This is a genomic window from Marinobacterium alkalitolerans (assembly GCF_017776525.1).
Lineage (GTDB): Bacteria > Pseudomonadota > Gammaproteobacteria > Pseudomonadales > Balneatricaceae > Marinobacterium > Marinobacterium alkalitolerans.
Genome location: NZ_JACVEW010000008.1, coordinates 87,124 through 113,503, shown reverse-complemented (window position 1 = coordinate 113,503; position 26,380 = coordinate 87,124). Strand labels below are relative to the sequence as shown.

The window sequence follows — 26,380 nt, the reverse complement described above, 5'->3', positions numbered from 1 at the left end:
AGTATACCACAGCAGAGATCAATTCTGCCTCTCCTGGACTGACAAGAAGTACGACGCTGACGGGGCTCATACTTGCCGACAGAGAGCGCATTAGAGACGCTTGCCCGGACCCTCATGTAAACAGCGCTCCCCCCTTCCCTTTTAAGTCGCCCTTGCAGCATCGCATTGATTTCCGAGCGTTTCCCCATAGTGGTAGAATGTGCTCAACGATTATGAAGAACAAAGGCTGAGACCATGAAACAGGATCGCGGGCTGAACCTGGACCCAACGGAAATTGCCAAATTCGAAGAGCTGGCGAGCCGCTGGTGGGACCGCGACAGCGAATTCAAACCGCTGCACGACATCAACCCGCTCAGGGTCGACTTTGTTGATCGCATTGGCGGGCTGGCCGGCAAAACCGTACTGGATGTGGGGTGCGGCGGCGGCATTCTGTCTGAAGCCATGGCTCAGCGCGGTGCCAGCGTGACCGGCATCGACATGGGGGAAGCTCCGCTCAAGGTCGCCAAGCTGCACGGACTTGAAAGCGGCGTTCAGATTACCTACCGCCAGATAACGGTTGAAGACCTGGCCGAAGAATGCCCGGCCTCTTTCGACCTGATCACCTGCATGGAAATGCTGGAGCACGTTCCCGATCCGGCGTCGGTCATTCGCGCCTGCGTTGCCCTGCTCAAGCCCGGCGGCCGCCTGTTCCTGTCGACTCTGAACCGCAACCCGAAGAGCTACCTCTTTGCGATTCTGGGGGCCGAACGCCTGTTGAAGCTGGTACCCAATGGCACGCATGACTTCAATAAATTTATCCGCCCCGCCGAGCTTGGCGGCTGGGTCCGTGAAGCGGGCCTGGAGATCACGGAGATGACCGGGCTGGTCTATAACCCGCTCACCAGGGCGTACCGACTGGATCCCGAGGATGTGGACGTAAACTATATGCTCGCCTGCCACAAGGGAGACTGACCACGTGAGTGCCCGTTCCGCCATTCTGTTCGACCTCGACGGCACTCTGCTGGATACGGCTCGAGACTTCCACGGCATCATCAACCGGATGCTGCAACAGGCAGGGCAGCCCGCCATCAGTTACGACAGTCTGAGAACCCAGGTGTCCAACGGTGCCCGGGCCATGGTGTGCCATGCATTCAATATCGGCATGGATACACCCGGCTTTTCCGAGCTGCACCAGCAGCTGCTGGATGAATATGCCGGCACCCACTACCCGGAAAGCCGGGCGTTTGAGGGCATGAATGCACTACTGGACTGGCTGGACAGTCACCAGCACCCCTGGGGCATCGTGACCAACAAGCCGGAACGCTTTACCCGCCCCCTGTTACAGCAAGTCGGATGGGGACACTGCCCGTGCATTATCTGCCCCGAGCAGGTACAACAAACCAAGCCCGACCCGGAAGGACTGCTTCTGGCCTGCCGGCAACTGGGAGCGGAACCCGCCAAAAGCATTTACGTGGGCGACCATGTTCGCGATATTGAAGCCGGGCGCGCCGCCGGAATGATCACCGTTGCCGCCGCCTGGGGCTACCTCAATGAGGGCGAACGTTGTGATGACTGGCACAGCGACCACATCTGCGAGCACCCCGAAGCGCTGCACCCCCTGCTACAATCCCTTTTATAACCCTCTGTAATCTGCCTATCGACTGTTGTGAAGGAGTCAAGGATGTTTCAATACAGCGCCCGCACCGACCTGCTGCAGGACCGCATTATTCTGGTCACCGGTGCCGGTGATGGTATCGGCCGGGCAGCAGCACTCGCCTTTGCCGCGCACGGTGCTACCGTCGTGCTTCTGGGTCGTACGCTGGAGAAGCTGGAGGCCGTGTACGATGAAATAGAAGCGGCCGGTTATCCACAGCCGGCGATCGTGCCACTGAACCTGGACTCTGCCTCCGAGCACGATTACATCGAACTCAGCAACAAGCTGCATGATGAGTTCGGGCATCTGGACGGGGTCCTGCATAACGCCAGCCTGCTGGGGCAGCGCACGCCACTGGAAAACTACGACCCCATCACATGGGATCAGGTAATGCGTGTTAACGTGCACGCACCCTTCCTGATGACACAGACACTGCTGCCGCTGCTGCACCAGTCCAGTGACGCATCGGTGGTTTTCACGTCGTCGGGAGTGGGTCGCAAGGGACGTGCCTACTGGGGGGCCTATGCGGTCTCCAAGTTTGCCACTGAAGGGATGATGGAAGTACTGGCCGATGAGCTGGAAAACACACCCAATATCCGTGTTAATGCCATCAACCCGGGAGCGACTCGCACACAGATGCGTGCCTATGCCTACCCGGCCGAGCCGCCGGAAGTAAACCCGGAGCCGGCCGATATCATGCCGCTTTATCTCTACCTGATGGGGCCTGACAGCAAGTCAATCAATGGACAGTCCATGGACGCCCAGGGCGAAGGCAAAGCCTGAGCACAAAAAAAGTGGAGCCCCCGGGCTCCACTTTTTTATTCACGCATCGCTCACGTATTAAACGCGACGACCACGGCGGTTGGTATTTCGGCGCCCGACTGAGCGCGCCTTGGGCTTGGCCCGCCCGGCCGTGCGAGGCTGCTCATCAGACTGCCCCTTCACCACTTCCTGGCGTACTTTCTGCCGCTTGTACAGCCGCTTTTCACGCTCGGACTCAAGCGGAGTCGGGCGATGCGTGCGAACGGGCTCAAGGTCAACCTCTTTTGACAGCAGATCGACTTCCTTGGGTTCCAGCTCACGCCAGGTACCGACTTTCACATCGCTGGGGAGGAAAACCGGCCCGAAACGAACCCGCTTGAGGCGGTTTACCTGCAACCCCTGAGACTCCCACAGACGGCGCACTTCTCGGTTGCGCCCTTCCATGACGACACAGTGATACCACTTGTTGGCGCCCTCACCATCGAAGTACTGCACATCCGTAAAGCGTGCCATGCCATCTTCCAGCAGCACACCTTCTGTCAGGCGTGTCAGCATCGCCTCATCGACATCCCCCAGCACTCGCACCGCATACTCACGGTCAATCTGCATGGACGGATGCATCATCCTGTTGGCCAGCTCGCCGTCAGTGGTAAATATCAGCAGACCGGTGGTATTGATATCGAGTCGCCCGATCGCCACCCAGCGCCCCTGCTTAAGGGGCGGCAGGTTATCAAACACCGTAGGACGCCCTTCGGGGTCGTGACGGGTACAGACCTCACCCAGCGGCTTGTTATAAATCAGCACTCGCCGTTCAGCCGTTTCGGGGAACATCAACGTAACAGCCTTGCCATCGACGAGTACCTGGTCGTCCGACCCGACCCGGTCACCCAGCGTGGCAACCTGATCATTGATACGGATACGACCGCTTTCTATCCAGCGCTCCATCTCACGACGTGAGCCAAATCCGGAGCGCGCCAAAACTTTCTGTAACTTTTCATTGCTCATTTTGACGTCTCTATATCCTGTTCACGGCCTTACAAAGGCCTTCAATAACAAAAAAGCCCCTTCAGGTCTCCCCAAAGAGGCTTTCTTGGATCGTATGATGCATGATCAGTTCGGTGTGGGCAACTGATCTTTTGTAATGCCGTGCTTGTCCATATATTCACGGAATACAACCGGCGTACGTCCACGACCCGACCAGGTATGTTCATTACCTTCATCATCGGTAATGGCATATTTGACCTTGACGGTTTTGCGAGACGCTGAAGGCTCGATGCCTTTTTTAAGCTCGTCCAGATCAACACCGGCCTCTTTCATCAAACGCTGGATCTGCTCGACCTTTTCCTGCTTGGCGCGTTCGATCTCTTCTTCGCGACGCTTGGCTTCTTCAACCTCAGCACGAATATCGCTCAGATCAGCAATGACCTTATCGATTTCAGCCAACGTCATTTCCTGACAGTGTTTGCGTAACGAGTTTTTACGCGTCAGCGTTTTAACAAATTCAGTCATTTCCGTGCCCGTGCTCAGTTAAAATTTTATTTAATTATCGACATAAAAAGTTATTTTTCAACAGCACGTTCATTATTATTTGAAATGTTCGGTATTGCCGGCACCTTCACGGGTCACTTCAGGCATATCACCGGTCATATTAATGACACTGGTTGGCTCCATGCCGCAATAACCGCCATCAATAATCAAATCGACCTGGTGCTGCAAAAGGTCCCGCATTTCATACGGATCCGTCATGGGCAACTCATCGCCCGGCATAATGAGGGAAGTGCTCATAATGGGCTCGCCCAGGCAGGATAAAAGTTCCGCCACAATATTGTTATTTGGCACCCGTATCCCGATGGTTCGACGCTTGGGGTGCAACAGCCGGCGCGGTACTTCAGTCGTGGCAGGCAGAATAAAGGTATAAGCCCCCGGAGTGTGGGCTTTCAAAAGCCTGAACATCTGGTTATCGACCTTGGCGTAGGTCCCAATGGACGAAAGGTCGTCACACACCAGAGTGAAGTTATGCTTGTCATCCAGCTGACGAATACGCTTGATGCGATCAACGGCTTTTTTATCACCCAAATGACAGCCAAGCGCATAGCCACAATCGGTCGGGTATATTACAACCCCACCTTGACGAATAATATCCACGGCCTGCTGAATCAACCGCTTCTGCGGATTTTCCGGATGTACCTGAAAAAACTGGCTCATAAGGCCTCCTGTACTCTCAAAATCATTCATCACCACGCCCTCACACCAGAACTCGCGCGAGCTGACGCGGCGTATCAACCTGTGGAAACCGCCCCAAATGTGTCCAGCGGTTTGCAGGCGTATGAAAATCACTGCCGGCCGAGACATACATATCGTGCTGATCAGCCATGCGCATCAATAACCTGATCTGTTCCTGACTCACGCCCGGATAGGCCACTTCAAACCCGTCTGCGCCCGCATTGCCCAATTCCTTGACGAGAATACGCAGTCTGGAAAACGTCAGGTTATATTTGGTCGGGTGAGCCAGCAGGGCGAAACCGCCACTGGCCTTTACCTGCTCAATAGCCTCATGCATATCCGGCCATTCGGCCTTCACATCGCCGGGTTTACCCTGCCCCAGATAGCGATCAAAGGCTTCACTTTCAGTGCTGACAATGCCGGCTTCAATCAGCGCTCGTGCAAAATGGGGCCGACCAATCTGTCCCGATCCGGCAAGAGCCTGCGCACGCGCCAGCAGATCTTCAGGCAGCTTTTTGGCCACCAAGCGTTTGGCTATTTTTTCGGCCCGCGCCTGACGCAGCCCTTCAAGGTTTTCGATGTAGCCCTTCCACCCCTCATGCGCAGGATCTATCCCCAACCCCAACAGATGAATGACACGCGTATTCCAGCGGCAGGTCAGCTCAACGCCCGGAACAAAGCGAATGCCACACTGACGGGCGGTCGCAGCCGCTTCATCAAGACCCGAAAGGGTGTCATGGTCTGTCAGTGCCAGCAGTTTCACGCCATTTTCACTGGCCAGTTCAACCAGCTCCTGCGGCGACAGCGCGCCATCGGATGCGGTACTATGCATATGCAGATCGAAACGGGGGAGATCTGCTGCGGGGAGGTCGGCGATCACGATAGGGGTTGCACCTCGGTATTCATTTTCAATTTCAGATTAGCAGGCCGATGAAACTACTACTCGATTTTCTTCCTGTCATTATATTCTTTGCCGTATATAAATTCAGTGGCGACATCATTCTCGCAACAGCCGTGCTGATTCCTGCCACGCTGGCACAAATGGCCTACACCTGGTTTACCACTCACAAAATCGAAAAAATGCAGCTGGTCACCCTCGGCCTTGTCATCGTTTTGGGTGGCGCCACGGTGCTGTTTGATAACAAGGCCTTTATTCAATGGAAGCCCACTGTGGTTAATATCCTGTTTGCGGCCGCCTTTTTGATCAGTCAGTTCATTGGTAAAAAAACGATTGTCGAACGTCTCATGGGTCAGGCGATCGAACTGCCATCACTGGTTTGGAAACGCCTCAATATGGGGTGGGTCGGTTTTTTCACGGCAATGGGCATTCTCAACCTGATTGTCGTCTACACCATGAGTGAAGAAGCCTGGGTGAATTTCAAGCTGTTTGGCATGCTGGGATGCACCCTGGTGTTCATTCTGGCGCAGGGGATTTATATTTCTCGTCACGCGCCTGAACAAACCGACAACGGGAAAGACTGAATATGTATTATGCAATCATGGCGGAAGACCGCCCCGGTACTCTCGAACAACGCCTTGAAACACGGCCCGAGCACCTGGCTCGCCTTGAAGCCTTGAAGGAACAGGGGCGACTGCTGGTTGCTGGCCCTCACCCGGCGATAGACAGCGAAGACCCGGGCCCGGCCGGCTTTACCGGCAGCCTGGTGATCGCTGAATTTGCGTCACTGGATGAGGCAAAAGCCTGGGCCGATGCGGATCCTTATATTAATGCGGGCGTTTATCAGAAAGTGACCGTAAAACCATATAAAAAAGTCTTGCCCTGAGCTAAGATGTCTGTCAGTTAGCTTTGACATTTCACGGTTGATCCTGGGTGTGATACTTACGTGTGATGTTTGGCTGGCGTTAAGGCATAAAGCGCTTTAATGTACTAATATTGTTCACAGATCTGAACATCCACCTGGCACAAGGATATGACGATGAAAAAGATTGCAATCGCTGCTGGACTGGCAATGGCCCTGGGCGCTTCTGCTGCTCAGGCTCACCTTCCGGGTTACGCCGTAAGCTCCAACGAAACCATCTGGCGCACCAGCTTTGGTGAATGCTGGCACACCAGCTCCTGGACCCCGGAAATGGCGGTTGAGGGCTGTGACAACGTAATGGCCAAGGCAGAAGAGCCTGCTCCGGAACCCGCTCCGGTTGCAACCATGGCCGACGTTGAGAAGAAGTTCGCGCTGTACTTCGATTTTGACAGCACCGAAGTCGGTAACGTCAGCAACATCGTGAACTACATCGGTTCTCTGGCAAGCCTGAACAGCGTTAAGCTGGTCGGCTACGCTGACTTCATCGGCTCTGCTGAATACAACGAAAAACTGTCTGAGCGCCGTGCTCGTGCAGTGGCTGCCAAGCTGGAACAGGCAGGCGTTGATGCCAGCAAAATGTCCATCGGCTTCATGGGCGAATCTGCACCGGTTGCCAACTGCACCGGCCGTGGCGCTGAACTGATTGCATGTCTGCGTCCTGATCGTCGCGTAGACGTTGAAATCATGGGCCAAAAGCGCATGCAGAAGTAAACGTTTATCGCTCCGAAAAAAGCCGGCCCTGCGCCGGCTTTTTTTATGCACCTACACACAGGAGATGCTTTATGCTGAAAGCCCTCTATCTGGCGCTGACACTCCTGCTCAGCGTCACGCCTGCCGTTGCAACGGCAGACACTTATGCCGAACAGAAAGTGGTTTACCATATCAATTACGGGGATACCGCCCGCATCAACGCGACCCTGACCAATATCACCAACCACCTTCAGGCCGTTGGCGAAGATCGAGTCGATTTGCGTGCCGTTATCCATGGCCCTGCAATTGAGTACTTCGTTTCGGCCAAAATTGACAGCACCAAACAGATCACGCTCGATACCCTTCGCCTCAGCGGCGTACGCTTCATTATCTGCGGCAATACGCTGGACGGCTATCATATCGGGCGAGAAGATCTGTACGACGTATCCGAAGCGGATGTGGTACAGGCAGGCCTGCCTGAAATTGTCAGACTTCAGCAGCAGGGTTTCAGTTACGTCAGACCCTGAGCCATCCGCCTGAAGTCTCACGCATAAGAAACGGCAGCCGAAGCTGCCGTTTTTTTTGTGAGCGGAAGAAACCCTATCAACCCACCCACACACGTGCGTTGCGGAACATGCGCATCCAGGCACCGTCTTCTGACCAGTCATCCGGTGCCCAGGAGTTCTGAACCCCGCGGAAAACACGTTCCGGGTGCGGCATCATGATGGTGACACGGCCATCCGGTGTCGTCAGACCCGTAATACCCAGGGGCGATCCATTCGGGTTGGCCGGGTACACTGTCGTTGCATCGCCACGGTTATCCACATAGCGCAGTGATACCGTACCGGACTCATTCAGCATGCGCAGCTGGGCATCGTCTTCAAACTCGGCACGCCCTTCACCATGTGCCACGGCGATCGGCATACGGGAACCGGCCATACCCTGCAGGAAGATGGACGGGCTCTCTTCGACTTCCACCATTGCGACACGCGCTTCGAACTGCTCGGACTGGTTGCGCACGAAGTGCGGCCACAGGTCCGCGCCCGGAATCAGCTCATGCAGGTTGGAGAGCATCTGACAGCCGTTACACACGCCCAGCGCGAAAGTATCTTCACGTTCAAAGAAGGCGGAGAACTGCTCACGCGCAACACTGTTGAACAGGATCGATTTGGCCCAGCCTTCACCGGCGCCCAGCACATCACCGTAGGAGAAGCCGCCGCAAGCCACCAGGCCACGGAACTGATCCAGTGTGGTGCGGCCGGACAGGATATCGCTCATGTGCACGTCGATCGCGTCAAAGCCGGCACGGTCGAACGCGGCCGCCATCTCCACCTGACCGTTAACGCCCTGCTCACGCAGGATCGCGACTTTCGGACGTACACCGGATGCAATCAGCTCAGCCGCAACATCTTCATTCTGGTCAAAGCTCAGGCTCACGTTCAAGCCCGGATCTTCGCGATCCAGCAGGCGGTCAAACTCCTGCTGCGCACACTCGGAATTGTCACGCAGCGCCTGAATACGATAGGAGGTTTCAGCCCACCAGCGCTGCAGATGAATCAGGTCCGCGCTGTAGACTTCTTCGTCATCATAGAAGCAGTTCAGCTGCAGATCCGGATTCAGCGTACCGATCACCTTGGCCACTTCACCCAGTCCTGCCGCGTTCAACTCGTTCAGAACGGTTTCCATATCCTCGCGGCGGATCTGGATTACGGCACCCAGCTCTTCATTGAACAGCGCCGCAGCCAGCTCGGAGGTATCTTCCGCCAGCAGGTCCAGGTTCAGATCAACACCTGTACGACCGGCGAAGCCCATCTCGGCAATGGTTGCCAGCAGACCACCATCAGCACGGTCATGATACGCCAGGATCAGGCCCTGCTCGTTCAGTTCCTGAACGGCAGCGAAGAAGTTGGCCAGCAGCTCGGCATTATCCACATCCGGTACGTTCTGCCCCACTTCGTTGTAGACCTGCGCCAGCGCAGACAGCCCCATGCGGTTCTGGCCGTTACCCAGATCCAGCAGGATCAGGTCGGCTTCACCCTTGTCGGTGCGCAGCTGCGGGGTCAGTGTCTTGCGCGCATCCAGTACCGGCGCGAAACCGGAGATGATCAGTGACATCGGCGCAGTAACACTCTTCTGCTCACCGTTGTCATCCCAGACAGTGCGCATGGACATGGAGTCCTTGCCAACCGGAATGGTAATGCCCAGCTCCGGACACAGCTCCATACCCACGGCCTTGACGGTGTCGTAGAGCTTCTCGTCTTCACCGGCATGGCCCGCGGCACACATCCAGTTGGCAGACAGTTTGATGTCGGACAGCTGGTCGATACGCGCCGCCGCCAGGTTGGTAATGGTTTCACCAATGGCCATGCGACCGGATGCCGGAGAGTCGATCAGTGCCAGCGGCGTACGCTCACCCATCGCCATGGCTTCACCGGCATAGGTGTCGAAGGAAGCCGTCGTGACCGCACAGTCTGCGACCGGTACCTGCCAGGGACCGACCATCTGGTCACGCGCTACCTGACCGGTGATGGAACGGTCACCGATGGTGATCAGGAAAGACTTGGATGCCACCGCCGGCAGCTTGAGCACTCGCTCAGCCGCATCGGCCAGCTCGATGCTGGTGGTATCAAACTCCGGTACTTCGTAGGCCTTGCGCTCAACGGTGCGATGCATTTTCGGCGGCTTGCCAAACAGCACACTCATCGGCAGGTCGACCGGCTTGTTCTCAAAATGGGTATCGCCCAGTGTCAGGTGGTGCTCTTCAGTCGCTTCACCCACCACCGCGAACGGGCAGCGCTCACGTTCACAGATCGCTTCAAATCGCGCCAGATCTTCCGGCTTCACTGCCAGTACGTAACGTTCCTGGGCTTCGTTACACCAGATTTCCAGCGGTGACATGCCCGGCTCGTCGTTGTTGACGTTACGCAGCTCGAAGTTGCCGCCACGGCCGCCATCCTTCACCAGCTCGGGGAAGGCGTTGGACAGACCACCGGCACCCACGTCGTGGATGAACGCGATCGGGTTGTCATCACCCAGCTGCCAGCAGCGGTCGATCACTTCCTGACAGCGGCGCTCGATCTCCGGGTTGCCACGCTGAACGGAGGCAAAATCGAGATCGGCAGAAGAGCTGCCGGAGGACATGGAAGAAGCGGCACCGCCACCCAGGCCAATCAGCATCGCCGGGCCACCCAGACAGATCAGCTTGGCCCCAACGGTAATTTCGCCCTTCTCCACATGATCTTCACGGATGTTGCCCAGACCACCGGCGATCATGATCGGCTTGTGGTAGCCGCGTACTTCATCACCGTTGGCACCCGGTACCTTCTGCTCGAAAGTACGGAAGTAACCGGTCAGGTTGGGACGACCGAATTCGTTGTTGAATGCGGCGCCACCGATCGGGCCTTCAATCATGATATCCAGCGCAGACGCAATACGCTCCGGCTTGCCGTAGCCGGACTCCCAGGGCTGCTCAAAGCTCGGAATATGCAGATCAGAGACGGTAAAGCCGGTCAGGCCTGCCTTGGGCTTGGAACCGCGGCCGGTTGCGCCTTCGTCACGAATTTCGCCACCGGAGCCTGTCGCCGCACCCGAGAAAGGCGCAATCGCGGTCGGGTGGTTATGCGTTTCCACTTTCATCAGGATATGGATCGCTTCCTGATTGTAGCCGTACTGACCGGTTGCCGGGTTCGGGTAAAAACGGCCCGCCTTGCTGCCGACAATCACGGATGCATTGTCCTTATAGGCCGACAATACGTTCTCGCCACCCTGATTGTAGGTGTTGCGGATCATGGCAAAGAGGGAGTGCTCCTGGCGCACACCATCGATATCCCAGCTCGCATTGAAAATCTTGTGGCGGCAGTGCTCGGAGTTGGCCTGGGCGAACATCATCAGCTCGACATCGTTCGGGTTGCGCCCCAGCCCTTTGAAACTTTCGACCAGATAATCGATCTCATCTTCTGCCAGCGCCAGCCCCAGATCCATGTTGGCCTGAACCAGTGCTTCGCGGCCACCGTCCAGAATACCCACCTGGGTCATCGGGCGCGGCTGCTCGTGACGGAACAGCGCTTCCGCCTGATCCAGTTCAGCCATGACCGCTTCAACCATGCGGTCATGCAGGCGCGCAGCGATCTGTTCCTGCTGCTCGGCCGTAAGTGGCTGTTCACTTTGCACATAGTAGGCGAGACCACGTTCCAGGCGCTCAATGGCATCCAGACCACAGTTGTGTGCGATGTCGGTTGCCTTGCTGGACCAGGGTGAAATCGTACCGGGACGCGGCACGATCAGGAACAGCTGCCCAACCGGCTCACCCGCGCTGGCCTTGGGGCCGTAACGCAGGATACGATCAAGAACCTGAGTCTCCTGGTCTTTCAGATCACGCTTCAGATCTGCAAAATGAACAAATTCTGCGTATAGTCCGCTGACAACCGGTACGGTTGACTGAATCTGGGACAGCAGTTTGGCATGACGAAAAGACGAAAGAGCGGGAGCTCCACGCAGTACGAGCATGTTGATATCGAGCCTCTTGGTTCTACCTGCGAGTCAGGCGTTGGAGAGCGTTAACGAAGGGGTGATTTTACCCGATCAAACCATCGAGATACAGAATAGACCGGCCCATGTTTAAGTTGCAGAGCGCACCACACCTTCGAGAGCTGATCTACCTGGCCGTTCTGGTCGGGATCACGTTCGTGCTGGCTCTGATCAGTCTGAATACTCCCACGCAACTTGAAGCCATCAAACAGAAGGGTGTGCTCCGCGTCGCCACAACCAACTCGCCGCTCACCTACTATATTCGCAAGAACGAGCCTGCCGGTTTCGAGTATGAACTGGCCAAAGCCTTTGCAGAGCACCTTGGCGTTCGGCTGGACCTGGTGATCCCCGAGCGCTTTTCCGGACTTTTTCGTGTCCTGCAGGAGCGTGATGCGCATCTGGTTGCGGCCAGCCTGACGGTCACCGACAAGCGCCAGTCCCGCTTCGACTTCTCACCGGCCTACCGAAGCAGCGCTCCCGTACTGGTGTACCGGGTTCGCCGTGGCAATCCTGCTCCAGAAAGCGTGGCAGACCTCTATGGCCGCTCCATCAGCGTGCTCAAGCGGTCCAGCTACGAAGATCTGTTGAAAGACCTCAAACGCGAACACCCTGAACTGTCCTGGACCGTCAGCGAAGACGACGCGGTTACCGACCTGCTGGATCAGGTGCATGAGGGCAGCCTGGACTTCACCATTCTGGACTCTACGGTATTTGATGCCCACAAGACCTTTTACCCCGGGCTCAAGGCCGCCTTTGAGCTAAGCCCGCCCCAGCCGATCGCCTGGATGCTGAACCGCCATCACGACGGCACACTCAAGGCAGCCCTGTACCAATGGTTCAAACAGGAAGACACCCAGGCACTCGTAGCAGAGCTTGAGGAGCGTTATTTTTCACGCACGAACCCGCTGAACTTTTTTGATACCGTCTCTTTCCGGGAAGATCTGGAACAGCGCTTCCTGCCTCTCTACCCCTGGTTCCGCCAGGCTGAAGAGGAAACCGGCATCAACTGGCTGCTGCTTTCCGCCATCGCCTACCAGGAATCGCACTGGAACCCGGATGCCGTCTCACCGACCGGTGTCAGAGGCGTCATGATGCTGACCAATGCGGCCGCCGAAGAGGTGGGTGTAGAGGACCGAACCGATCCTAAACAGAGTATTCTGGGCGGCGCACGCTATCTGGTCATTGTGAAGAAAAAGATACCCGACCGTATTCCCGAGCCTGACCACACCTGGTTTGCACTGGCTGGCTACAATGTGGGCTTTGGCCACCTTGAGGATGCCCGTATCCTGACGCAAAAGGCAGGCAAGAATCCGGACAAGTGGAAACATGTACGCGAGTTTCTGCCTCGCCTGAGCGACCCCAAGCATTACCCCAAGACCCGTTACGGCTTTGCCCGCGGTCATGAGCCCGTGACCTATGTGAGCAATATCCGCAAATATATGGAGCTGATGCGCTGGGAAGTGGAGACCGCCACTGACGGCGAATTCACACTGGAGTCCGATATTCAGGTGGCCGAGCAGGCCCCCGAGCCTGCACCAGAACCGGACACCGAGAACCTGCTGCCGCTTTCGAATCTGCCCGGCCCGCTATGAACCCGACATTTTTTCCCGCCGTCTGGCTTCACGGCGGGCGCGAAAGAAGGCACTGATGCGGGCACTGCACTCATCCGCCAGTACCCCGCCCTGATAATCCGGCCAGTGATTCAGCCAGCTCTGGTCAAAGGTATGGGCATTGCTGACCACTGCACCGGCCTTGGGCTCGGTGGCGCCAAACACAACGCGCCCGATGCGGGCATGCACAATCGCACCGGCACACATGGTGCAGGGTTCAATGGTGACATACAGCTCCGCTCCCGGCAGGCGATAGTTCCCGACCCGCGCCGCCGCATCCCGCAGCGCCATGATCTCGGCATGGGCCGTGGGGTCATGGCCACTGATCGGATGGTTCCACCCCTCCCCGACAACCTGACCGTCCAGCACAACCAGCGCCCCCACGGGCACCTCCCCCGCTTCAGCCGCGCGCTCTGCCAGCGCCAGCGCCTGACGCATGAACACCTGGTCTTTGGACTCCTGATCACTCATCTTCATGTGCTCACAAAAAAGCCCGCACAGGCGGGCTTTGTTCAATCCATTATCGGCTCATGCCCGCGGGATCATTCCCACTCGATGGTCGCCGGCGGCTTGCTGGAAACGTCGTAAGTGACACGCGAGACCTTATCCACCTCGTTGATGATACGGCTGGATACGGTTTCCAGCAGCTCATACGGCAGGTGCGCCCAGCGCGCGGTCATGAAGTCGATCGTTTCCACGGCACGCAGTGCAATCACGTACTCGTAGCGACGGCCATCACCCACAACACCAACTGACTTAACCGGCAGGAAGACCGCAAATGCCTGGCTGGTCTTGTGATACCAGTCAGCCTTGTGCAGTTCTTCGATGAAGATTGCGTCAGCCTCACGCAGGATGTCCGCATATTCCTTCTTCACTTCACCCAGAATACGCACACCCAGACCCGGCCCCGGGAACGGATGGCGGTACACCATATCGTACGGCAGGCCCAGTTCCAGACCGATCTTGCGAACTTCATCCTTGAACAGCTCACGCAGCGGCTCAACCAGATCGAACTTCATATCTTCCGGCAGGCCACCCACATTGTGGTGGGACTTGATCACGTGCGCCTTGCCGGTCTTGGCGGCGGCTGATTCGATCACGTCCGGGTAGATGGTGCCCTGTGCCAGGAAGCGGCAATCCTTCAGCTTTTCTGATTCATCGTCGAATACTTCGATAAAGGTATTGCCGATAATCTTGCGCTTGTCTTCCGGATCATTAACCCCTTCAAGGCGGCTCAGGAACTGATCTTCAGCATTGGCACGGATCACGTTGACCCCCATGTTGCGGGCAAACATGTCCATCACCTGCTCGCCTTCACCCTTGCGCAGCAGACCGTTATCCACAAACACACAGGTCAGCTTGTCACCAATGGCCTTGTGCAGCAGCGCTGCCACGACCGAGGAGTCGACACCGCCGGAAAGCCCCAGCAGGACCTTTTCGTCACCGACCTGCTGCTGAACCTTCTCAACCAGATCCTGAATGATGTTGGCAGCTGTCCAGAGCGCATCGGTATCACAGATCTCACGCACGAAACGCTCAAGGATGCGCAGACCCTGCTTGGTGTGGGTCACTTCCGGGTGGAACTGAACACCGTAGAGGTTGCGCTTGGGATCACACATGGCCGATACGGGTGCCGAATCGGTGGACGCGATCACGTGGAAACCTTCCGGCAGCTCGGTGACCTTGTCACCGTGGCTCATCCAGACATCCAGCGACAGTGAACCGTTGTTGGCGATGTGATCTTCAATACCTTCCAGCAGACGACTGGGGCTGTCTGCCAGGCGCACGCGCGCGTAACCGAACTCACGCTTGTCAGAGCTGGCAACCTTGCCACCCAGCTGTTCAGCCATGGTTTGCATGCCGTAGCAAATCCCCAGCACCGGCAAGCCCAGGTTGAACACACACTCGGGCGCGCGCGGTGAATCAAGCTCGGTCACGGACTCGGGTCCGCCCGCCAGAATGATACCCTTGGGATCAAATTCACGAATCGCCGCTTCATCCATGTCGAAGGCGTGAATCTCACAGTAAACACCGATCTCGCGCACACGTCGTGCGATCAGCTGGGTGTACTGGGACCCGAAGTCCAGAATCAGGATGCGTTGCGCGTGAATGTCTTTGCTCATACTCAGTGACTCCACCGAATGCTGGCCGCAGAACGGCTCAAACAAAAAGTGGGGCAGCATGCTGCGCCCCACTTGTCAGGTTAGTGTTGAAAACGATCAGCCCACACGATAGTTGGGCGCTTCCTTGGTAATGCTGACATCGTGCACATGGCTTTCAGTGATGCCGGCATTGGTAATGCGTACAAATTTCGGCTTGTTGCGCATCTCTTCCACGGTTGCGCAGCCGGTATAACCCATGGAGGCCCGCAGACCACCCATCAACTGATGTACCACACCCGCCATCGGGCCCTTACAGGGCACACGTCCTTCAATGCCTTCCGGCACCAGCTTTTCGGCACCGTCTTTGGCATCCTGGAAGTAGCGGTCAGAAGAGCCGGTCAGGCCCGACATGGCTCCCAGAGAACCCATGCCGCGGTAGGACTTGAACGCACGGCCCTGGAACAGTTCGACTTCGCCCGGCGCTTCGTCAGTACCGGCCAGCATGGAACCAACCATGACGGCAGCCGCACCGGCCGCAATGGCCTTGGAGAAATCACCAGAGAAGCGAATACCGCCATCGGCAATCAGGGGAACACCGTGCTCACGCAGTGCCGCCGCCACATTGGCAACAGCTGACACCTGAGGCACGCCCACACCTGCAACGATACGTGTCGTACAGATGGAGCCCGGGCCAATGCCGACCTTGACGCCATCGGCGCCGGCCTCTGCCAGCGCAACTGCTGCCTCAGCCGTTGCGATGTTGCCACCGACAACCTGAACCTGCGGGAAGTTCTCTTTCACCCAGCGAACACGCTCAACCACCCCTTTGGAGTGACCATGAGCGGTATCGACAACAATCAGGTCAACACCCGCGCCAACCAGCGCTTCGACACGCTGCGGCGTTTCCGGGCCGGTACCGACGGCAGCGCCGACGATAAGGCGACCCTGGCTGTCTTTCGCCGCGTTCGGGAAAGCCTGGGCCTTGTTCATGTCTTTTACGGTCATCATGCCGCGCAGGGAGAAGTTGTCATCCACCAGCAGGATTTTTTCGATGCGGTGCTTGCGCAGCAGTTCGCGGATCACCTCGGGATCTTCACCCTCTTTGGCGGTGACCAGCTTGTCTTTCGGCGTCATGATCGTGGAAACAGTGGCTTCGAGATCGTTCTCGAAGCGAACGTCACGGCTGGTCACGATACCCACCAGCTCGCCATTATCGACCACCGGGAAACCGGAGAAACTCAGCTTGCGTGACAGTTCGATGATTTCACGAACAGGCGTATCGGAGCTACAAGTAACCGGGTCGACAACAACGCCAGACTCGTACTTCTTAACACGGCGAACTTCTTCCGCCTGCTGCTCGATGGTGAGATTTTTGTGGACAATCCCGATACCCCCTTCCTGCGCCATGGCGATCGCCAGACGCGATTCGGTAACGGTATCCATCGCCGCCGAGACCAGCGGAATATTCAGCTCAATACCCTTGGTCAGGCGGGTCTTCAGTGAAACGTCCTTCGGGAGTACTTCGGAGTATCCCGGAACCAGCAAAACATCATCAAAGGTGAGCGCTTCTTCAACGATTCGCAACATACTGAACCAGCCCGTATTTCTGTGAAAAATTAAACAGGAAATTATGCCCGAAAAATGACCAGCATGCAATGCAAATGCACTTATTGATGCGGCCCGGTGCCGGCTGGTTTATGATGCGCACATGAATCCTGCATACCCCACGAAACGCACTGCTGCGCTCAGCGTGAGTCAGCTCAACCGAGAGGTCAAGGCGCTGCTGGAAAACTCCTTCATGACCGTTCAGGTAGAAGGAGAGATCAGCAACCTGGCACGCCCCTCTTCCGGCCACTGGTATTTCACCCTCAAAGACGAGCGGGCTCAGGTTCGCTGCGCCATGTTCAAGGGGCGAAACCTGCGTGTCGGTTTTCGGCCCAAGGAAGGCGATCTGGTAACAGTCCTTGCCAAGGTCAGCCTGTATGAAGGCCGAGGCGACTTTCAACTGATCTGTGAGCAGATGAAGGAAAGTGGTACCGGACGTCTGCAGGCGGCCTTTGAGCAGCTCAAGCATAAGCTGGCCGCAGAAGGCCTGTTCGACCAGGCCCGCAAACGTACAATCCCGCCGCAAGTCAGACACCTGGGTGTGATCACCTCACCCTCCGGTGCCGCCATACACGATATCCTTCAGGTACTGGAGCGCCGCTGCCCCTCGCTGCCAGTGGCGCTGTACCCGACGGCCGTGCAGGGGACAGAAGCCGCAAGTCAGATCGTACAAGCCATAGAGCTGGCGAACCGTGACCAGCGCTGCGACGTCCTGATTGTGGGCCGTGGGGGCGGTTCACTGGAAGACCTCTGGCCGTTCAATGAAGAGCGCGTGGCTCGCGCCATTGCAGCCTCGCACATTCCGATTGTGTCTGCGGTGGGCCACGAGGTGGATATTTCGATCAGTGACCTGGTGGCCGACCTGCGGGCACCGACCCCGTCTGCCGCTGCCGAGCTGGTCAGCCCGGACCGCAGCATCCAGTTGCGCCAGCTGGAAATGTTCTCGCAGCGCATGCAGCGCCAGATTCACCGCCAGTTGCAGCAGCAGCGCACACATCTTCACCACTTGCGCCAGCGCCTGCGGCACCCGGGTGAGCGCCTGCGCGAGCAGTCCCAGCGTCTGGACCAGCTTGAGTTGAGACTGCAGCGTGCCCTCAGGGCCAAACTGCAACTGCACCGGCAACGGATTGAGCAGCTGGAGCATCGACTGGAGCGCAGCAGTCCGGATCGCCTGCTGGCCCGAAATCGCCTGCTGCTGATGCCGCTTCAGCAACGCCTGCAAACGGCAGTACAGCGGCTGATCAAGCACAAGCAGGAGCAACTCAGCGCACAGATGCGCCAACTGCACGGAGTCAGCCCACTGGCGACACTTGAGCGAGGCTATGCCATTGTTCAGGACGACAAGGGCCAGGCTATTACCTCTGCCAGCCAGGTTCAGCCCGGCGATCGGCTGATTACCCGCCTGCACCATGGGCAGGTTACCAGCAGGGTCGAACAGACAGAGGACTGAACCCGACAGGTGGCTGTGTTAAGATCCGCCTCTTTTAACCGCCAAACAGGTCATACTCATGTCAGAAGCGACATTTGAAACCGTTGAACAGCGTGCCAGCTATGGCATCGGCCGCCAGATGGGCGATCAGCTGGCTCAGGGCACCTTCGACGGTGTCGACATCAACGCCGTTACCCAGGGTCTGCGTGATGCCTTTGAAGGTGAAGGGCTGCGCGTCCCCGCTGAGCAGATTCAGGCTGCCTTCCAGGAAATTACCGAGCGCCTGCGCGCCGAGCAGGAAGCCAAAGCCAAGGAAGCCGCCGCCGCTGGCGAGCAGTTCCTGAACGAGAATGCCAAACGTGATGGCGTCATCACTCTGGAATCCGGCCTGCAGTATGAAGTGATCACTGCAGGTGAAGAGGACGGCGACAAGCCGACTGCTCAAAGCAAAGTGCGTACCCACTATCACGGTACTTTCATCGACGGCAAGGTGTTCGACAGTTCCTACGAGCGCGGCCAGCCGGCCGAGTTTCCGGTGGGCGGCGTGATCGCCGGCTGGACCGAAGCGCTGCAGCTGATGACCAAGGGAGCCAAATGGCGCCTCTACGTTCCGTACCAGCTGGCGTATGGAGCTCAGGGCTCCCCGGGCGGCATCCCGCCCTACTCAACACTGGTCTTTGATGTCGAGCTGCTCGATATTCTGTGATTTTACCGGGGTGCTGATGCACCCCGTTTCAGTTCGGGGACAGATGGATGAAACTGCATTTCCAACGCCTGGGCCAGGGCAAACCGCTGGTGATCCTGCACGGCCTCTTTGGCAGCCTTGAAAACTGGGGCCTGCAGGCCAGAGCCTTGAGCGAACGGTTTGATGTGATCGCCGTTGATCTGCGCAACCACGGGCGCTCCCCGCACTCTCCAGGCATGACCTATGCCGACATGAGCGCCGATCTGAAGGCATTACTGGATAGCCTGGAACTGGACAGAGTCCTGCTCATGGGGCACTCCATGGGCGGCAAGGTCGCCATGCAGTTCGCGCTGGATCATCCGGAGCGGGTTGAAAAGCTGGTGGTTGTCGACATTGCACCGGTGCATTATCCACCTCACCACGACGATGTGATCCAGGGGCTGAAAGCCATTCCCCTGACCACCCTGAAAAGCAGGCGCGAAGCCGATCAGGTGCTGGCCCGGTACGTCGACTCCGAGCCTACGCGGGCGTTTCTTCTGAAAAACCTGTATCGCAATGATGCCAGACAGTTTGCCTGGCGCATGAATCTGGACACGCTGGCGGAAGACTATTCTGATATCAGTGCAGCGCCTGATTCAGCCAATACACACTACGGTGGACCCACCCTGTTTATCAAAGGAGGGGAGTCGGACTACCTGAAGCCCGAGCATCAGCGCCCGATTGAAACACTTTTTCCACAGGCAAAATTCAAGATTATTGCGGGTGCAGGGCATTTGCCCCATGTGGAAAAACCGGCCGCCTTTACCAAACTGGTCGAGACTTTTTTCACGCCTGCTGACTGAACAGCGTACCGGGCGGGTACAACTGACTGTAGGCGCCGCTTTTGATCAGGCGCTGCTCAACAGCACCCAGCTCACGGGATGAAGTGGAAGACGCCTCACGAGCGCCCGTGCCCTCGGAGCCGGGCGGGGAGGCGCGGTCGCTGTTCGCCTGAGCTTCACGAGCACCTGAAGCCTCGTCAGCCCCCTCCTCTTCACCGGAGGTTTCTTCAGCCGCTTTTTCTTCTGCCAGCTTTTGCATCTCAGCCCGCGCCTCGGCGGCCATGGCACGGGCACTGGCCGCTACACGATAATCCTGAGGCGAGGGTTCGGCTGGCGCCATGGCGGCACGAATAATGGTCTGAGCCTTTTCGAGCGTCGCGCGCGGGTCGCCCGCCACAGGGGAAGTATCAATACCCACTTCTCCGCCAATGGCGTACATACGGCCGTCCGGCCCTTTCTGGAAGGTGTAGGAAGCGGGCCCAGCCAGCCCCGCACCCGCCGCCTGGTGGGCGCGCTCATGCTGGCGGACTTCACGATCACGTGCCTGAAGAGAGTCAATGACACGCTGTTGCTCCAGCACCTCGGCCTTGGTTAGACCTCGATCACGGCCTGACTGAGATGCAGTGGAAGCCTGCTCTGATGAGACGTAGGGGGAGGAAGCCCTCTGAGCTGACTCCTGCTCAGAGGACGAACCAACAGGTGTGGAGCCGCCTGTGCTGCCAACAGCCGAGTACCCAACGTACCCGACGGGCCTCACGGTTGTGGAGATCAGAGGCGTACTCATTGTCTTGACCGGCTGTCAAAGACGCGTCACCTGACCGTCAGGCGCGGGTGTCGATCAGGTTACCCAGCACCTCATCGGCCTGGTTCACCACTTTGGTGGACGCCGCTTCGGTGGTTGCTTCGACAGTGGACTGGGCAACTGCAGGGTTGACCTCTCGGCCGGATGCCAGACTGCTGTCTTCAGGTTTGCCACTGCCTTGTACATCACCGGATGCCTTGGGCGCGTTGTCCAAAGTTCGGTTGACGTTGAACAACCCACTGTTCTGAGCAGCTGTAACGTTCATGACTCACCTTACCTTGCGGGCTAACTGCCCGACTGTTGCGTTTCAGGCCACCAAGCCTGGACCTATTCTGGGACCAGTATAGAACAAAGCCTGGCTCTGGTCACTTTTTACTCAACTGCAGAGGACTCAGATCAACATGATCGGCAACGACTTCAGGGGTCGGGTTGTCCAGCCAGGGTATACGTCCCAGCAAGGGTGCACGGAACAGGCGCTCCAGCGTTGCCAGATTTTCATCCGGGCAGCTCATGTCAGGATCAATATGGTTGGCGACCCAGCCTGCCAGGTGCAGGCCGTCACGCGCGATCGCTTCCGCTGTCAGGATCGCATGGTTGATACACCCCAGCTTCATGCCCACGACCAGAATGACGTCCAGCTCCAGCAGCTGAGGCAAGCGTGCTAGGCTTTCGCGCATGCTTAACGGCACTCGCCAGCCTCCCGCCCCTTCTACCAGTACCAGGTCGGCCGGCTGCATCATGGCGCCGCGACAATAGGCCGCGAGACGGTCGGCACTGAGCGTACGCCCTTCCTGCTCGGCGGCAATATGGGGCGCAATGGGCGGCTCGAACGCCACCGGATTTACCTGCTCGTAGCTCAGCGTAATACTGGCCGCCTGCTGCAACTGCAGGGCATCGGAGTTGCGCAAGCCCTCAGGGGTCTGCTCACAGCCCGCCGCGACCGGCTTGAGCCCAATGGTTCTCAACCCCTGGCGATTGGCAGCCGCCAACAGACCGGTGGTCACCAGTGTTTTACCGGCATCGGTGTCGGTACCGGCAATAAAGAAGCGCTTTTTCACAGAGACTCCTTACGCAACTCCAGATAATAGACTTCGTAGGTCGCCGGCAGCGTACCATCATCCAGCCGCTGTTGTTCATAGGCTTCCAGCAGGCGTATCAAACGTTGCCGGCTGCTGAGCCCTTGTTCACGACGCCGATTGACGTTATGCGCACCCAGAGCCTTGAGCTCATGCATCAGCTCCTGCAAACGGCTGTAGCGCAGCACTCTGTGCTCCGTTTCAGAACGCACCAGGGTCAGGCCTCGGTTGTGCTCAAGCAGTTGCGACAAGGAGACAAAATTATTGACGTGAACATCGTCGTCCACGGCCGCCCATGCCTGTTTGAGCTCATGCAGGGTATGCGGCCCCAGCGTTGCCAGCATGCAGCGCCCTCCCGGTCTCAGGACCCGTTTCAACTCATCCATCAAGCGCTCAGGCTGTTCACACCACTGAACCGCCAGACTGGACCAGATCAGATCGATACTGCTGTCGGCCAACGGCAGCTCTTCAGCATCGCCGCACAGGTAATGGGCACCCGCAACCGGGCGCTGCTCTCGGGCATAACTCAGCATTCCGTGCGCCAGATCGAGGTGCAGCAGCGGTGCCTGTGGATAACGCTGACGCAGGTAAGGCGCGGCATATCCCGTACCACATCCGAGATCCAACAGGTTACCGTCCACCTGAGCCGGCAGCCATTGCATCAGTTGATCTGCAATGTCTCGCTGGAGTTGAGCAACAGTATCGTAGCTGCCGGCCGCACGGCTGAACGCCTGAGCCACCTTGCGCTTATCCCGCTGCATCGACACCATCCACCTGTTGCATCAGTGCACTCAGCATGTCCAACACCTGACCGGCATGGCTGACAAAGGGCAGGTGGGCGCTTTGCTCCAGCACCTGAACTTTCAGGCGAGGGTTCAGCGCTGGTGCCTGGGTCGCAAGCTCGGCCGGCACCAGCTGGTCCTCGGCACCCAGCATCAACTGCACCGGGCAACTCATTCCGGCCAGCGCTGAGCGCAGGTCGCACTCCAGCAGCATCAGTGCCGATGCAAGCGCCTGAGGCTCGGCCGACACAATGACGGACTTGAGCCGCTTGAGTTCATTACGCGCCGTAGCCGAGCCGCGCGTCTGCAGGGCGGCAAAGCGCTGCAATGTCTTGGCTTCATTGTCCGCGAGCGACTCAACAAAGGCGCCGAACACCTCAGGCGCCATGGCACAGGACCAATCTTCACGCGCCACGAAACAGGGGTTGGCCGCGATCAGGCTCAGGCTTTGGATACGCTCGGGTGCCCGCTGAGCCACCGACAGTGCCAGTTGCCCTCCGAGGGACCACCCCACCCAATGCGCCGAGTCGGGCGCGACTTCCAGCAGCGCATCAACCACTGCCGTCAGCGACATATCACCGGCCGGGGCTGAGCGCCCCAGCCCCGGCAGGTCGATCAACGTCACCCGGTAGCGCTCGGCCAGACCGTCAGCCAAGTCGCCCCAGATATCGGAACTCAGCCCCCAGCCGTGCAGCAGTACCAGCTCGGGGCCCCTGCCGCGTGTTTCATACCACAAACTCACGCAGCACCTCCTGCACGCACGGCGTCCAGTGCATCCAGCAGGCGATCGACCTGCTCTTCGCTGTGCGCGGCGCTGAGGGTGACACGCAGACGGGAGCTGCCCGCCGGTACCGTTGGCGGGCGGATGGCGCTGATGAAGATGCCACGTGCTTCCAGTTCAGCACTGATACGCATCGCCTCGCCGGCATCACCGATCAGGATCGGTTGAATCGGCGTTGGCGAATCCATCAGTTCATAGCCCAGCTGCTCGCAGCCATGGCGAAAACGCTGAATCAGCTGCGCCAGCTTGTCACGGCGCCAGCGTTCGGCCTGTACCAGCTTGAGGCTGGCACGGGTCGCCTGAGCCACCGCAGGTGACATGCTGGTGGTGTAGATGTAGGTGCGAGCAAACTGGATCAGGGTTTCGATCAGCACTTCGGAGCCGGCGACAAACGCCCCCGAGGTTCCGAAGCCCTTGCCCAGAGTCCCGATCAGTACCGGTACCTCATCGTTGCTCAAGCCGAAGTGCTCGACACAGCCGGCGCCCGTTGCACCCAGGCAGCCAAAACCATGGGCATCATCGACCATCAGCCAGCCATCCTGCTCGCGGGTGATGCGACTCAATTCCGGCAGATCGGCGATATCCCCATCCATGCTGAAAACACCATCGGTAACCACCAGTTTGCGACGGGCCTCGGAGCGCCCCAGCCGCTGGGCCAGACTGTCGGGGTCGTTATGCAGATAGCGCTGAAAACGGGCACCGCTGAGCAGACCGGCATCCAGCAGCGAAGCATGATTGAGCCGATCCTGAAACACCGCATCCTGCTTATCCAGCAGTGCATTGATGGCACCGATGTTGGCCATGTAGCCGGTGGAAAACAGCAGCACCCGCTCACGGCCGGTAAAATCGGCCAGTTCTTCTTCCAGTTCGTGATGCGCCTGTGAATGACCGTTGACCAGATGAGAGGCCCCACCGCCCACACCGAAGGTGTCGGCCCCCTGCTTGAGTGCCGCAATCACCTCGGGATGATTGGCAAGGCCCAGATAATCGTTGGAACAGAACGCCAGGTAGCGCTTGCCATCGACACTGACTTCCGGCCCCTGAGCCGATTCCAGCACGCGGCGCTGGCGGTAAAGGTTCTCTTGCCGCCGCGCCTCAAGCGCGGCAGCCAGATCATTGAAGGACATGGGCGCGCCTCAGTGCGTGGCGGTGGCATCAACGAACAGCTCAGCGTCCTGTTGCGCCTGGATCTCGGCGGCCAGCTTCTGCTCCTGATCCGCATCAGAATCTTCAATTCGCTGCTCCGGACGAATGCCCAGGCGCTTGAACAGCTGCAGATCACGGTGGGTTTCCGGGTTCGGCGTGGTCAGCAGGCACTCGCCGTAGAAAATGGAGTTGGCACCGGCAAAGAACGCCATGGATTGCAGCTCGTCAGACATCTGCTCACGGCCGGCAGACAGGCGCACATGGGATTTCGGCATCATGATTCGGGCCACGGCGATGGTACGGATGAATTCCAGCGGGTCCAGATCCTCCACGTCTTCCAGAGGCGTGCCCTGTACCTTCACCAGCATGTTGATCGGCACCGATTCCGGCTGCTGCGGCAGGTTGGCCAGCTGCATCAGCAGACCGTAGCGATCCTTGGCGGTTTCACCCATGCCCAGAATACCGCCACTGCAGATCTTCATGCCGGAGTCGCGGACGTGTTGCAGCGTATCCAGACGGTCTTCGTAGGTGCGCGTCGTAATGATCTTGTCGTAAAACTCCGGCGAGGTATCCAGGTTATGGTTGTAATAGTCCAGCCCCGCTTCAGCCAGCTGTTCCGCCTGTGACTCCTTCAGCATGCCCAGTGTCATGCAGGTTTCCAGCCCCATCGCTTTCACGCCCTTGATCATTTCGATCACGTAGGGCATGTCACGATCAGTCGGATGCTTCCAGGCGGCCCCCATGCAGAAACGGGTAGAGCCCGCCTCCTTGGCCTGCTTCGCCTTGTTCAATACCGCTTCCACTTCCATCAGGCGCTGCTTTTCCAGCCCGGTATTGTAGTGGGCACTCTGCGGGCAGTATTTACAGTCTTCCGGGCAGGCTCCCGTTTTGATCGACAGCAGAGTGCTGACCTGAACCTCGTTGGGATTGAAGTGCTGGCGATGAACACTTTGCGCCTGAAACAGCAGGTCGTTCATGGGCAATTCAAACAGCTCACGGACTTCCTGTTCAGTCCAGTCATGGCGCACATCAGCCTGGCTTTGCATAACGTCAATCCCCTTGTGACATAATCGGTGTGGCGCGGGTATTAAGGCGCACGATGAAAACTGGATCTCATCATAAATCGACAGAGGGAACTGTCAACCTATGTTTACGCACACGATAAACTACTGCTCATTTATTAAACAGAAATGTAGCCTTTGCGGCATCTACACGGCGGTTCAAAGCGGTCTGTGTGAAGGCTGTCATGCGGACCTGCCCTGGCTGATTTCCTTTTGCCCCCGGTGTGCGTTGCCCCTGCCACCCGGCCTGGCTGAATATGCCTGCGCAGCCTGCCGCAGGAAGCCTCCCTGCTTTGACCACAGCCTGGCGGCCTTTCGCTATGACTTTCCGTTAAACCAGATCCTCCCTGCTCTGAAATACCGGCGCAAACCCAACCCGCTCGGCTGGCTGGGGCAGCTGCTGGCCACCTATCTGAAACTGCACCATGAACACAGAACCTGGCCGGACGCGATCATTCCCGTGCCCATGCACCTTGCCAGCGAGTCCAAACGAGGCTTCAATCAAGCCCGGCTGCTGGCCAGCGTGCTGGCACAGGAAATCGCCTGTCCGGTCCGGGAAGACGTGCACAAAATACGCCCCACCCCACATCAGGCTGAGCTGGACCTTCAAACACGGCGACGCAATCTGGCGGATGCCTTTGCAGTTGAGTGCACGCCTCCTGCGCATGTTGCGTTGGTTGACGATGTGATGACCACCGGCACCACCGTAAACACCCTGGCGGGGTTGCTGAAGCAGGCCGGTGCACAGCAGGTTGATGTCTGGGTGCTGGCCAGAACACCGGAGGTTCGCTAAATTGGCAGACGCATGTTCGGCCGGAATACAGC

General features: G+C 58.1%; 27 protein-coding genes. 12 read left to right on the top strand and 15 right to left on the bottom strand.

Annotated elements, in window-relative coordinates:
- The first annotated feature begins 234 nt into the window (after positions 1-234).
- The 3 genes from ubiG to H9C73_RS07010 are packed head-to-tail and all read left to right on the top strand — an operon-like array spanning position 235 to position 2,416.
- Entirely contained in the window at positions 235-951 is a 717-nt protein-coding gene (gene ubiG, locus H9C73_RS07020) for a bifunctional 2-polyprenyl-6-hydroxyphenol methylase/3-demethylubiquinol 3-O-methyltransferase UbiG (RefSeq protein WP_209287098.1), read from the top strand.
- A gap of 4 nt (positions 952-955) precedes the next feature.
- Positions 956-1,618, top strand: a complete 663-nt coding sequence (locus H9C73_RS07015; protein WP_209287097.1) for an HAD family hydrolase — start codon at positions 956-958, stop codon at positions 1,616-1,618.
- A 42-nt stretch (positions 1,619-1,660) separates the two neighbouring features.
- Entirely contained in the window at positions 1,661-2,416 is a 756-nt protein-coding gene (locus H9C73_RS07010) for a YciK family oxidoreductase (RefSeq protein ID WP_209287096.1), read from the top strand.
- Between the two features lie 57 nt (positions 2,417-2,473).
- On the opposite strand, the gene rluB is transcribed toward H9C73_RS07010, so the two are convergent.
- The 4 genes from rluB to H9C73_RS06990 all read right to left on the bottom strand — a co-directional run bounded on the left by rluB (position 2,474) and on the right by H9C73_RS06990 (position 5,450).
- Positions 2,474-3,400, bottom strand: coding sequence for a 23S rRNA pseudouridine(2605) synthase RluB (gene rluB, locus H9C73_RS07005; RefSeq protein WP_209287095.1), 927 nt, complete (start codon positions 3,398-3,400; stop codon positions 2,474-2,476).
- Between the two features lie 105 nt (positions 3,401-3,505).
- On the bottom strand, positions 3,506-3,904 hold the full coding sequence (locus tag H9C73_RS07000; RefSeq protein WP_209287094.1) for an H-NS histone family protein: 399 nt from the start codon (positions 3,902-3,904) through the stop codon (positions 3,506-3,508).
- A gap of 75 nt (positions 3,905-3,979) precedes the next feature.
- Positions 3,980-4,600, bottom strand: a complete 621-nt coding sequence (locus tag H9C73_RS06995; protein ID WP_209287120.1) for an L-threonylcarbamoyladenylate synthase — start codon at positions 4,598-4,600, stop codon at positions 3,980-3,982.
- 40 nt (positions 4,601-4,640) lie between these two features.
- On the bottom strand, positions 4,641-5,450 hold the full coding sequence (locus tag H9C73_RS06990) for a PHP domain-containing protein (protein ID WP_236014127.1): 810 nt from the start codon (positions 5,448-5,450) through the stop codon (positions 4,641-4,643).
- Positions 5,451-5,548: 98 nt separating this feature from the next.
- On the opposite strand from H9C73_RS06990, the gene H9C73_RS06985 reads away from it, so the two are divergent.
- The 4 genes from H9C73_RS06985 to H9C73_RS06970 all read left to right on the top strand — a co-directional run bounded on the left by H9C73_RS06985 (position 5,549) and on the right by H9C73_RS06970 (position 7,655).
- Positions 5,549-6,100 carry a septation protein A gene (locus H9C73_RS06985; RefSeq protein WP_209287092.1) on the top strand — a complete coding sequence of 184 codons (552 nt, stop codon included), beginning with the start codon at positions 5,549-5,551 and terminating at the stop codon, positions 6,098-6,100.
- 2 nt (positions 6,101-6,102) lie between these two features.
- Positions 6,103-6,402, top strand: coding sequence for a YciI family protein (locus tag H9C73_RS06980; RefSeq protein WP_209287091.1), 300 nt, complete (start codon positions 6,103-6,105; stop codon positions 6,400-6,402).
- Positions 6,403-6,555: 153 nt separating this feature from the next.
- The gene (locus tag H9C73_RS06975) at positions 6,556-7,149 is read left to right on the top strand and encodes an OmpA family protein (protein WP_209287090.1); all 594 of its coding nucleotides are present in this window, start codon (positions 6,556-6,558) and stop codon (positions 7,147-7,149) included.
- 71 nt (positions 7,150-7,220) lie between these two features.
- Complete coding sequence (locus H9C73_RS06970) at positions 7,221-7,655, top strand: DsrE family protein (RefSeq protein ID WP_209287089.1); 435 nt, start codon at positions 7,221-7,223, stop codon at positions 7,653-7,655.
- A gap of 76 nt (positions 7,656-7,731) precedes the next feature.
- On the opposite strand, the gene purL is transcribed toward H9C73_RS06970, so the two are convergent.
- Positions 7,732-11,634 carry a phosphoribosylformylglycinamidine synthase gene (gene purL, locus H9C73_RS06965; protein WP_209287088.1) on the bottom strand — a complete coding sequence of 1,301 codons (3,903 nt, stop codon included), beginning with the start codon at positions 11,632-11,634 and terminating at the stop codon, positions 7,732-7,734.
- Between the two features lie 107 nt (positions 11,635-11,741).
- Here purL and mltF point away from each other — a divergent pair, with 107 nt between their 5' ends.
- Entirely contained in the window at positions 11,742-13,247 is a 1,506-nt protein-coding gene (mltF, locus tag H9C73_RS06960; RefSeq protein WP_209287087.1) for a membrane-bound lytic murein transglycosylase MltF, read from the top strand.
- On the opposite strand, the gene tadA is transcribed toward mltF, so the two are convergent.
- The 3 genes from tadA to guaB all read right to left on the bottom strand — a co-directional run bounded on the left by tadA (position 13,242) and on the right by guaB (position 16,954).
- Positions 13,242-13,736 (bottom strand): tRNA adenosine(34) deaminase TadA, encoded by a 495-nt coding sequence (tadA, locus tag H9C73_RS06955; protein ID WP_209287086.1) that lies wholly within the window; start codon positions 13,734-13,736, stop codon positions 13,242-13,244. The two genes, mltF and tadA, sit on opposite strands and share 6 nt — an antisense overlap.
- 71 nt (positions 13,737-13,807) lie before the next feature.
- Entirely contained in the window at positions 13,808-15,388 is a 1,581-nt protein-coding gene (guaA, locus tag H9C73_RS06950; RefSeq protein ID WP_209287085.1) for a glutamine-hydrolyzing GMP synthase, read from the bottom strand.
- Positions 15,389-15,484: 96 nt separating this feature from the next.
- A complete protein-coding gene (gene guaB, locus H9C73_RS06945) occupies positions 15,485-16,954 on the bottom strand; it encodes an IMP dehydrogenase (protein ID WP_209287084.1) in 1,470 nt (489 codons plus the stop codon).
- Between the two features lie 121 nt (positions 16,955-17,075).
- Here guaB and xseA point away from each other — a divergent pair, with 121 nt between their 5' ends.
- The 3 genes from xseA to H9C73_RS06930 are packed head-to-tail and all read left to right on the top strand — an operon-like array spanning position 17,076 to position 19,928.
- Entirely contained in the window at positions 17,076-18,422 is a 1,347-nt protein-coding gene (gene xseA / locus H9C73_RS06940; RefSeq protein WP_209287083.1) for an exodeoxyribonuclease VII large subunit, read from the top strand.
- A gap of 58 nt (positions 18,423-18,480) precedes the next feature.
- A complete protein-coding gene (locus H9C73_RS06935; RefSeq protein ID WP_209287082.1) occupies positions 18,481-19,107 on the top strand; it encodes an FKBP-type peptidyl-prolyl cis-trans isomerase in 627 nt (208 codons plus the stop codon).
- Between the two features lie 47 nt (positions 19,108-19,154).
- Entirely contained in the window at positions 19,155-19,928 is a 774-nt protein-coding gene (locus H9C73_RS06930) for an alpha/beta fold hydrolase (RefSeq protein ID WP_209287081.1), read from the top strand.
- On the opposite strand, the gene H9C73_RS06925 is transcribed toward H9C73_RS06930, so the two are convergent.
- From H9C73_RS06925 to bioB, 7 genes are all read right to left on the bottom strand, one after another.
- Entirely contained in the window at positions 19,912-20,691 is a 780-nt protein-coding gene (locus H9C73_RS06925) for a putative metalloprotease CJM1_0395 family protein (protein WP_209287080.1), read from the bottom strand. The genes H9C73_RS06930 and H9C73_RS06925 overlap by 17 nt on opposite strands.
- Before the next feature lie 37 nt (positions 20,692-20,728).
- A complete protein-coding gene (locus tag H9C73_RS06920) occupies positions 20,729-20,974 on the bottom strand; it encodes a hypothetical protein (protein WP_209287079.1) in 246 nt (81 codons plus the stop codon).
- 100 nt (positions 20,975-21,074) lie between these two features.
- Complete coding sequence (gene bioD / locus H9C73_RS06915) at positions 21,075-21,767, bottom strand: dethiobiotin synthase (RefSeq protein WP_209287078.1); 693 nt, start codon at positions 21,765-21,767, stop codon at positions 21,075-21,077.
- Entirely contained in the window at positions 21,764-22,546 is a 783-nt protein-coding gene (gene bioC, locus H9C73_RS06910; RefSeq protein ID WP_209287077.1) for a malonyl-ACP O-methyltransferase BioC, read from the bottom strand. Before bioC ends, bioD begins: the two co-directional genes overlap by 4 nt.
- A complete protein-coding gene (bioH, locus tag H9C73_RS06905; RefSeq protein WP_209287076.1) occupies positions 22,533-23,309 on the bottom strand; it encodes a pimeloyl-ACP methyl ester esterase BioH in 777 nt (258 codons plus the stop codon). The genes bioC and bioH overlap by 14 nt, the downstream gene beginning before the upstream one ends.
- The gene (gene bioF / locus H9C73_RS06900; protein WP_209287075.1) at positions 23,306-24,475 is read right to left on the bottom strand and encodes an 8-amino-7-oxononanoate synthase; all 1,170 of its coding nucleotides are present in this window, start codon (positions 24,473-24,475) and stop codon (positions 23,306-23,308) included. The genes bioH and bioF overlap by 4 nt, the downstream gene beginning before the upstream one ends.
- Before the next feature lie 9 nt (positions 24,476-24,484).
- Positions 24,485-25,540 (bottom strand): biotin synthase BioB, encoded by a 1,056-nt coding sequence (gene bioB / locus H9C73_RS06895; RefSeq protein ID WP_209287074.1) that lies wholly within the window; start codon positions 25,538-25,540, stop codon positions 24,485-24,487.
- 244 nt (positions 25,541-25,784) lie between these two features.
- On the opposite strand from bioB, the gene H9C73_RS06890 reads away from it, so the two are divergent.
- Positions 25,785-26,348, top strand: a complete 564-nt coding sequence (locus tag H9C73_RS06890) for a ComF family protein (RefSeq protein WP_209287073.1) — start codon at positions 25,785-25,787, stop codon at positions 26,346-26,348.
- The last annotated feature ends 32 nt before the right edge of the window (positions 26,349-26,380 follow it).

Coding starts and splice junctions, on each gene's coding strand:
- ubiG (WP_209287098.1), top strand. CDS start 235: ATGAAACAGGATCGCGGGCTGAACCTGGACCCAACGGAAATTGCCAAA.
- H9C73_RS07010 (WP_209287096.1), top strand. CDS start 1,661: ATGTTTCAATACAGCGCCCGCACCGACCTGCTGCAGGACCGCATTATT.
- rluB (WP_209287095.1), bottom strand. CDS start 3,400: ATGAGCAATGAAAAGTTACAGAAAGTTTTGGCGCGCTCCGGATTTGGC.
- H9C73_RS07000 (WP_209287094.1), bottom strand. CDS start 3,904: ATGACTGAATTTGTTAAAACGCTGACGCGTAAAAACTCGTTACGCAAA.
- H9C73_RS06995 (WP_209287120.1), bottom strand. CDS start 4,600: ATGAGCCAGTTTTTTCAGGTACATCCGGAAAATCCGCAGAAGCGGTTG.
- H9C73_RS06990 (WP_236014127.1), bottom strand. CDS start 5,450: ATGCATAGTACCGCATCCGATGGCGCGCTGTCGCCGCAGGAGCTGGTT.
- H9C73_RS06985 (WP_209287092.1), top strand. CDS start 5,549: ATGAAACTACTACTCGATTTTCTTCCTGTCATTATATTCTTTGCCGTA.
- H9C73_RS06980 (WP_209287091.1), top strand. CDS start 6,103: ATGTATTATGCAATCATGGCGGAAGACCGCCCCGGTACTCTCGAACAA.
- H9C73_RS06975 (WP_209287090.1), top strand. CDS start 6,556: ATGAAAAAGATTGCAATCGCTGCTGGACTGGCAATGGCCCTGGGCGCT.
- H9C73_RS06970 (WP_209287089.1), top strand. CDS start 7,221: ATGCTGAAAGCCCTCTATCTGGCGCTGACACTCCTGCTCAGCGTCACG.
- purL (WP_209287088.1), bottom strand. CDS start 11,634: ATGCTCGTACTGCGTGGAGCTCCCGCTCTTTCGTCTTTTCGTCATGCC.
- mltF (WP_209287087.1), top strand. CDS start 11,742: ATGTTTAAGTTGCAGAGCGCACCACACCTTCGAGAGCTGATCTACCTG.
- tadA (WP_209287086.1), bottom strand. CDS start 13,736: ATGAGTGATCAGGAGTCCAAAGACCAGGTGTTCATGCGTCAGGCGCTG.
- guaA (WP_209287085.1), bottom strand. CDS start 15,388: ATGAGCAAAGACATTCACGCGCAACGCATCCTGATTCTGGACTTCGGG.
- guaB (WP_209287084.1), bottom strand. CDS start 16,954: ATGTTGCGAATCGTTGAAGAAGCGCTCACCTTTGATGATGTTTTGCTG.
- xseA (WP_209287083.1), top strand. CDS start 17,076: ATGAATCCTGCATACCCCACGAAACGCACTGCTGCGCTCAGCGTGAGT.
- H9C73_RS06935 (WP_209287082.1), top strand. CDS start 18,481: ATGTCAGAAGCGACATTTGAAACCGTTGAACAGCGTGCCAGCTATGGC.
- H9C73_RS06930 (WP_209287081.1), top strand. CDS start 19,155: ATGAAACTGCATTTCCAACGCCTGGGCCAGGGCAAACCGCTGGTGATC.
- H9C73_RS06925 (WP_209287080.1), bottom strand. CDS start 20,691: ATGAGTACGCCTCTGATCTCCACAACCGTGAGGCCCGTCGGGTACGTT.
- H9C73_RS06920 (WP_209287079.1), bottom strand. CDS start 20,974: ATGAACGTTACAGCTGCTCAGAACAGTGGGTTGTTCAACGTCAACCGA.
- bioC (WP_209287077.1), bottom strand. CDS start 22,546: ATGCAGCGGGATAAGCGCAAGGTGGCTCAGGCGTTCAGCCGTGCGGCC.
- bioF (WP_209287075.1), bottom strand. CDS start 24,475: ATGTCCTTCAATGATCTGGCTGCCGCGCTTGAGGCGCGGCGGCAAGAG.
- bioB (WP_209287074.1), bottom strand. CDS start 25,540: ATGCAAAGCCAGGCTGATGTGCGCCATGACTGGACTGAACAGGAAGTC.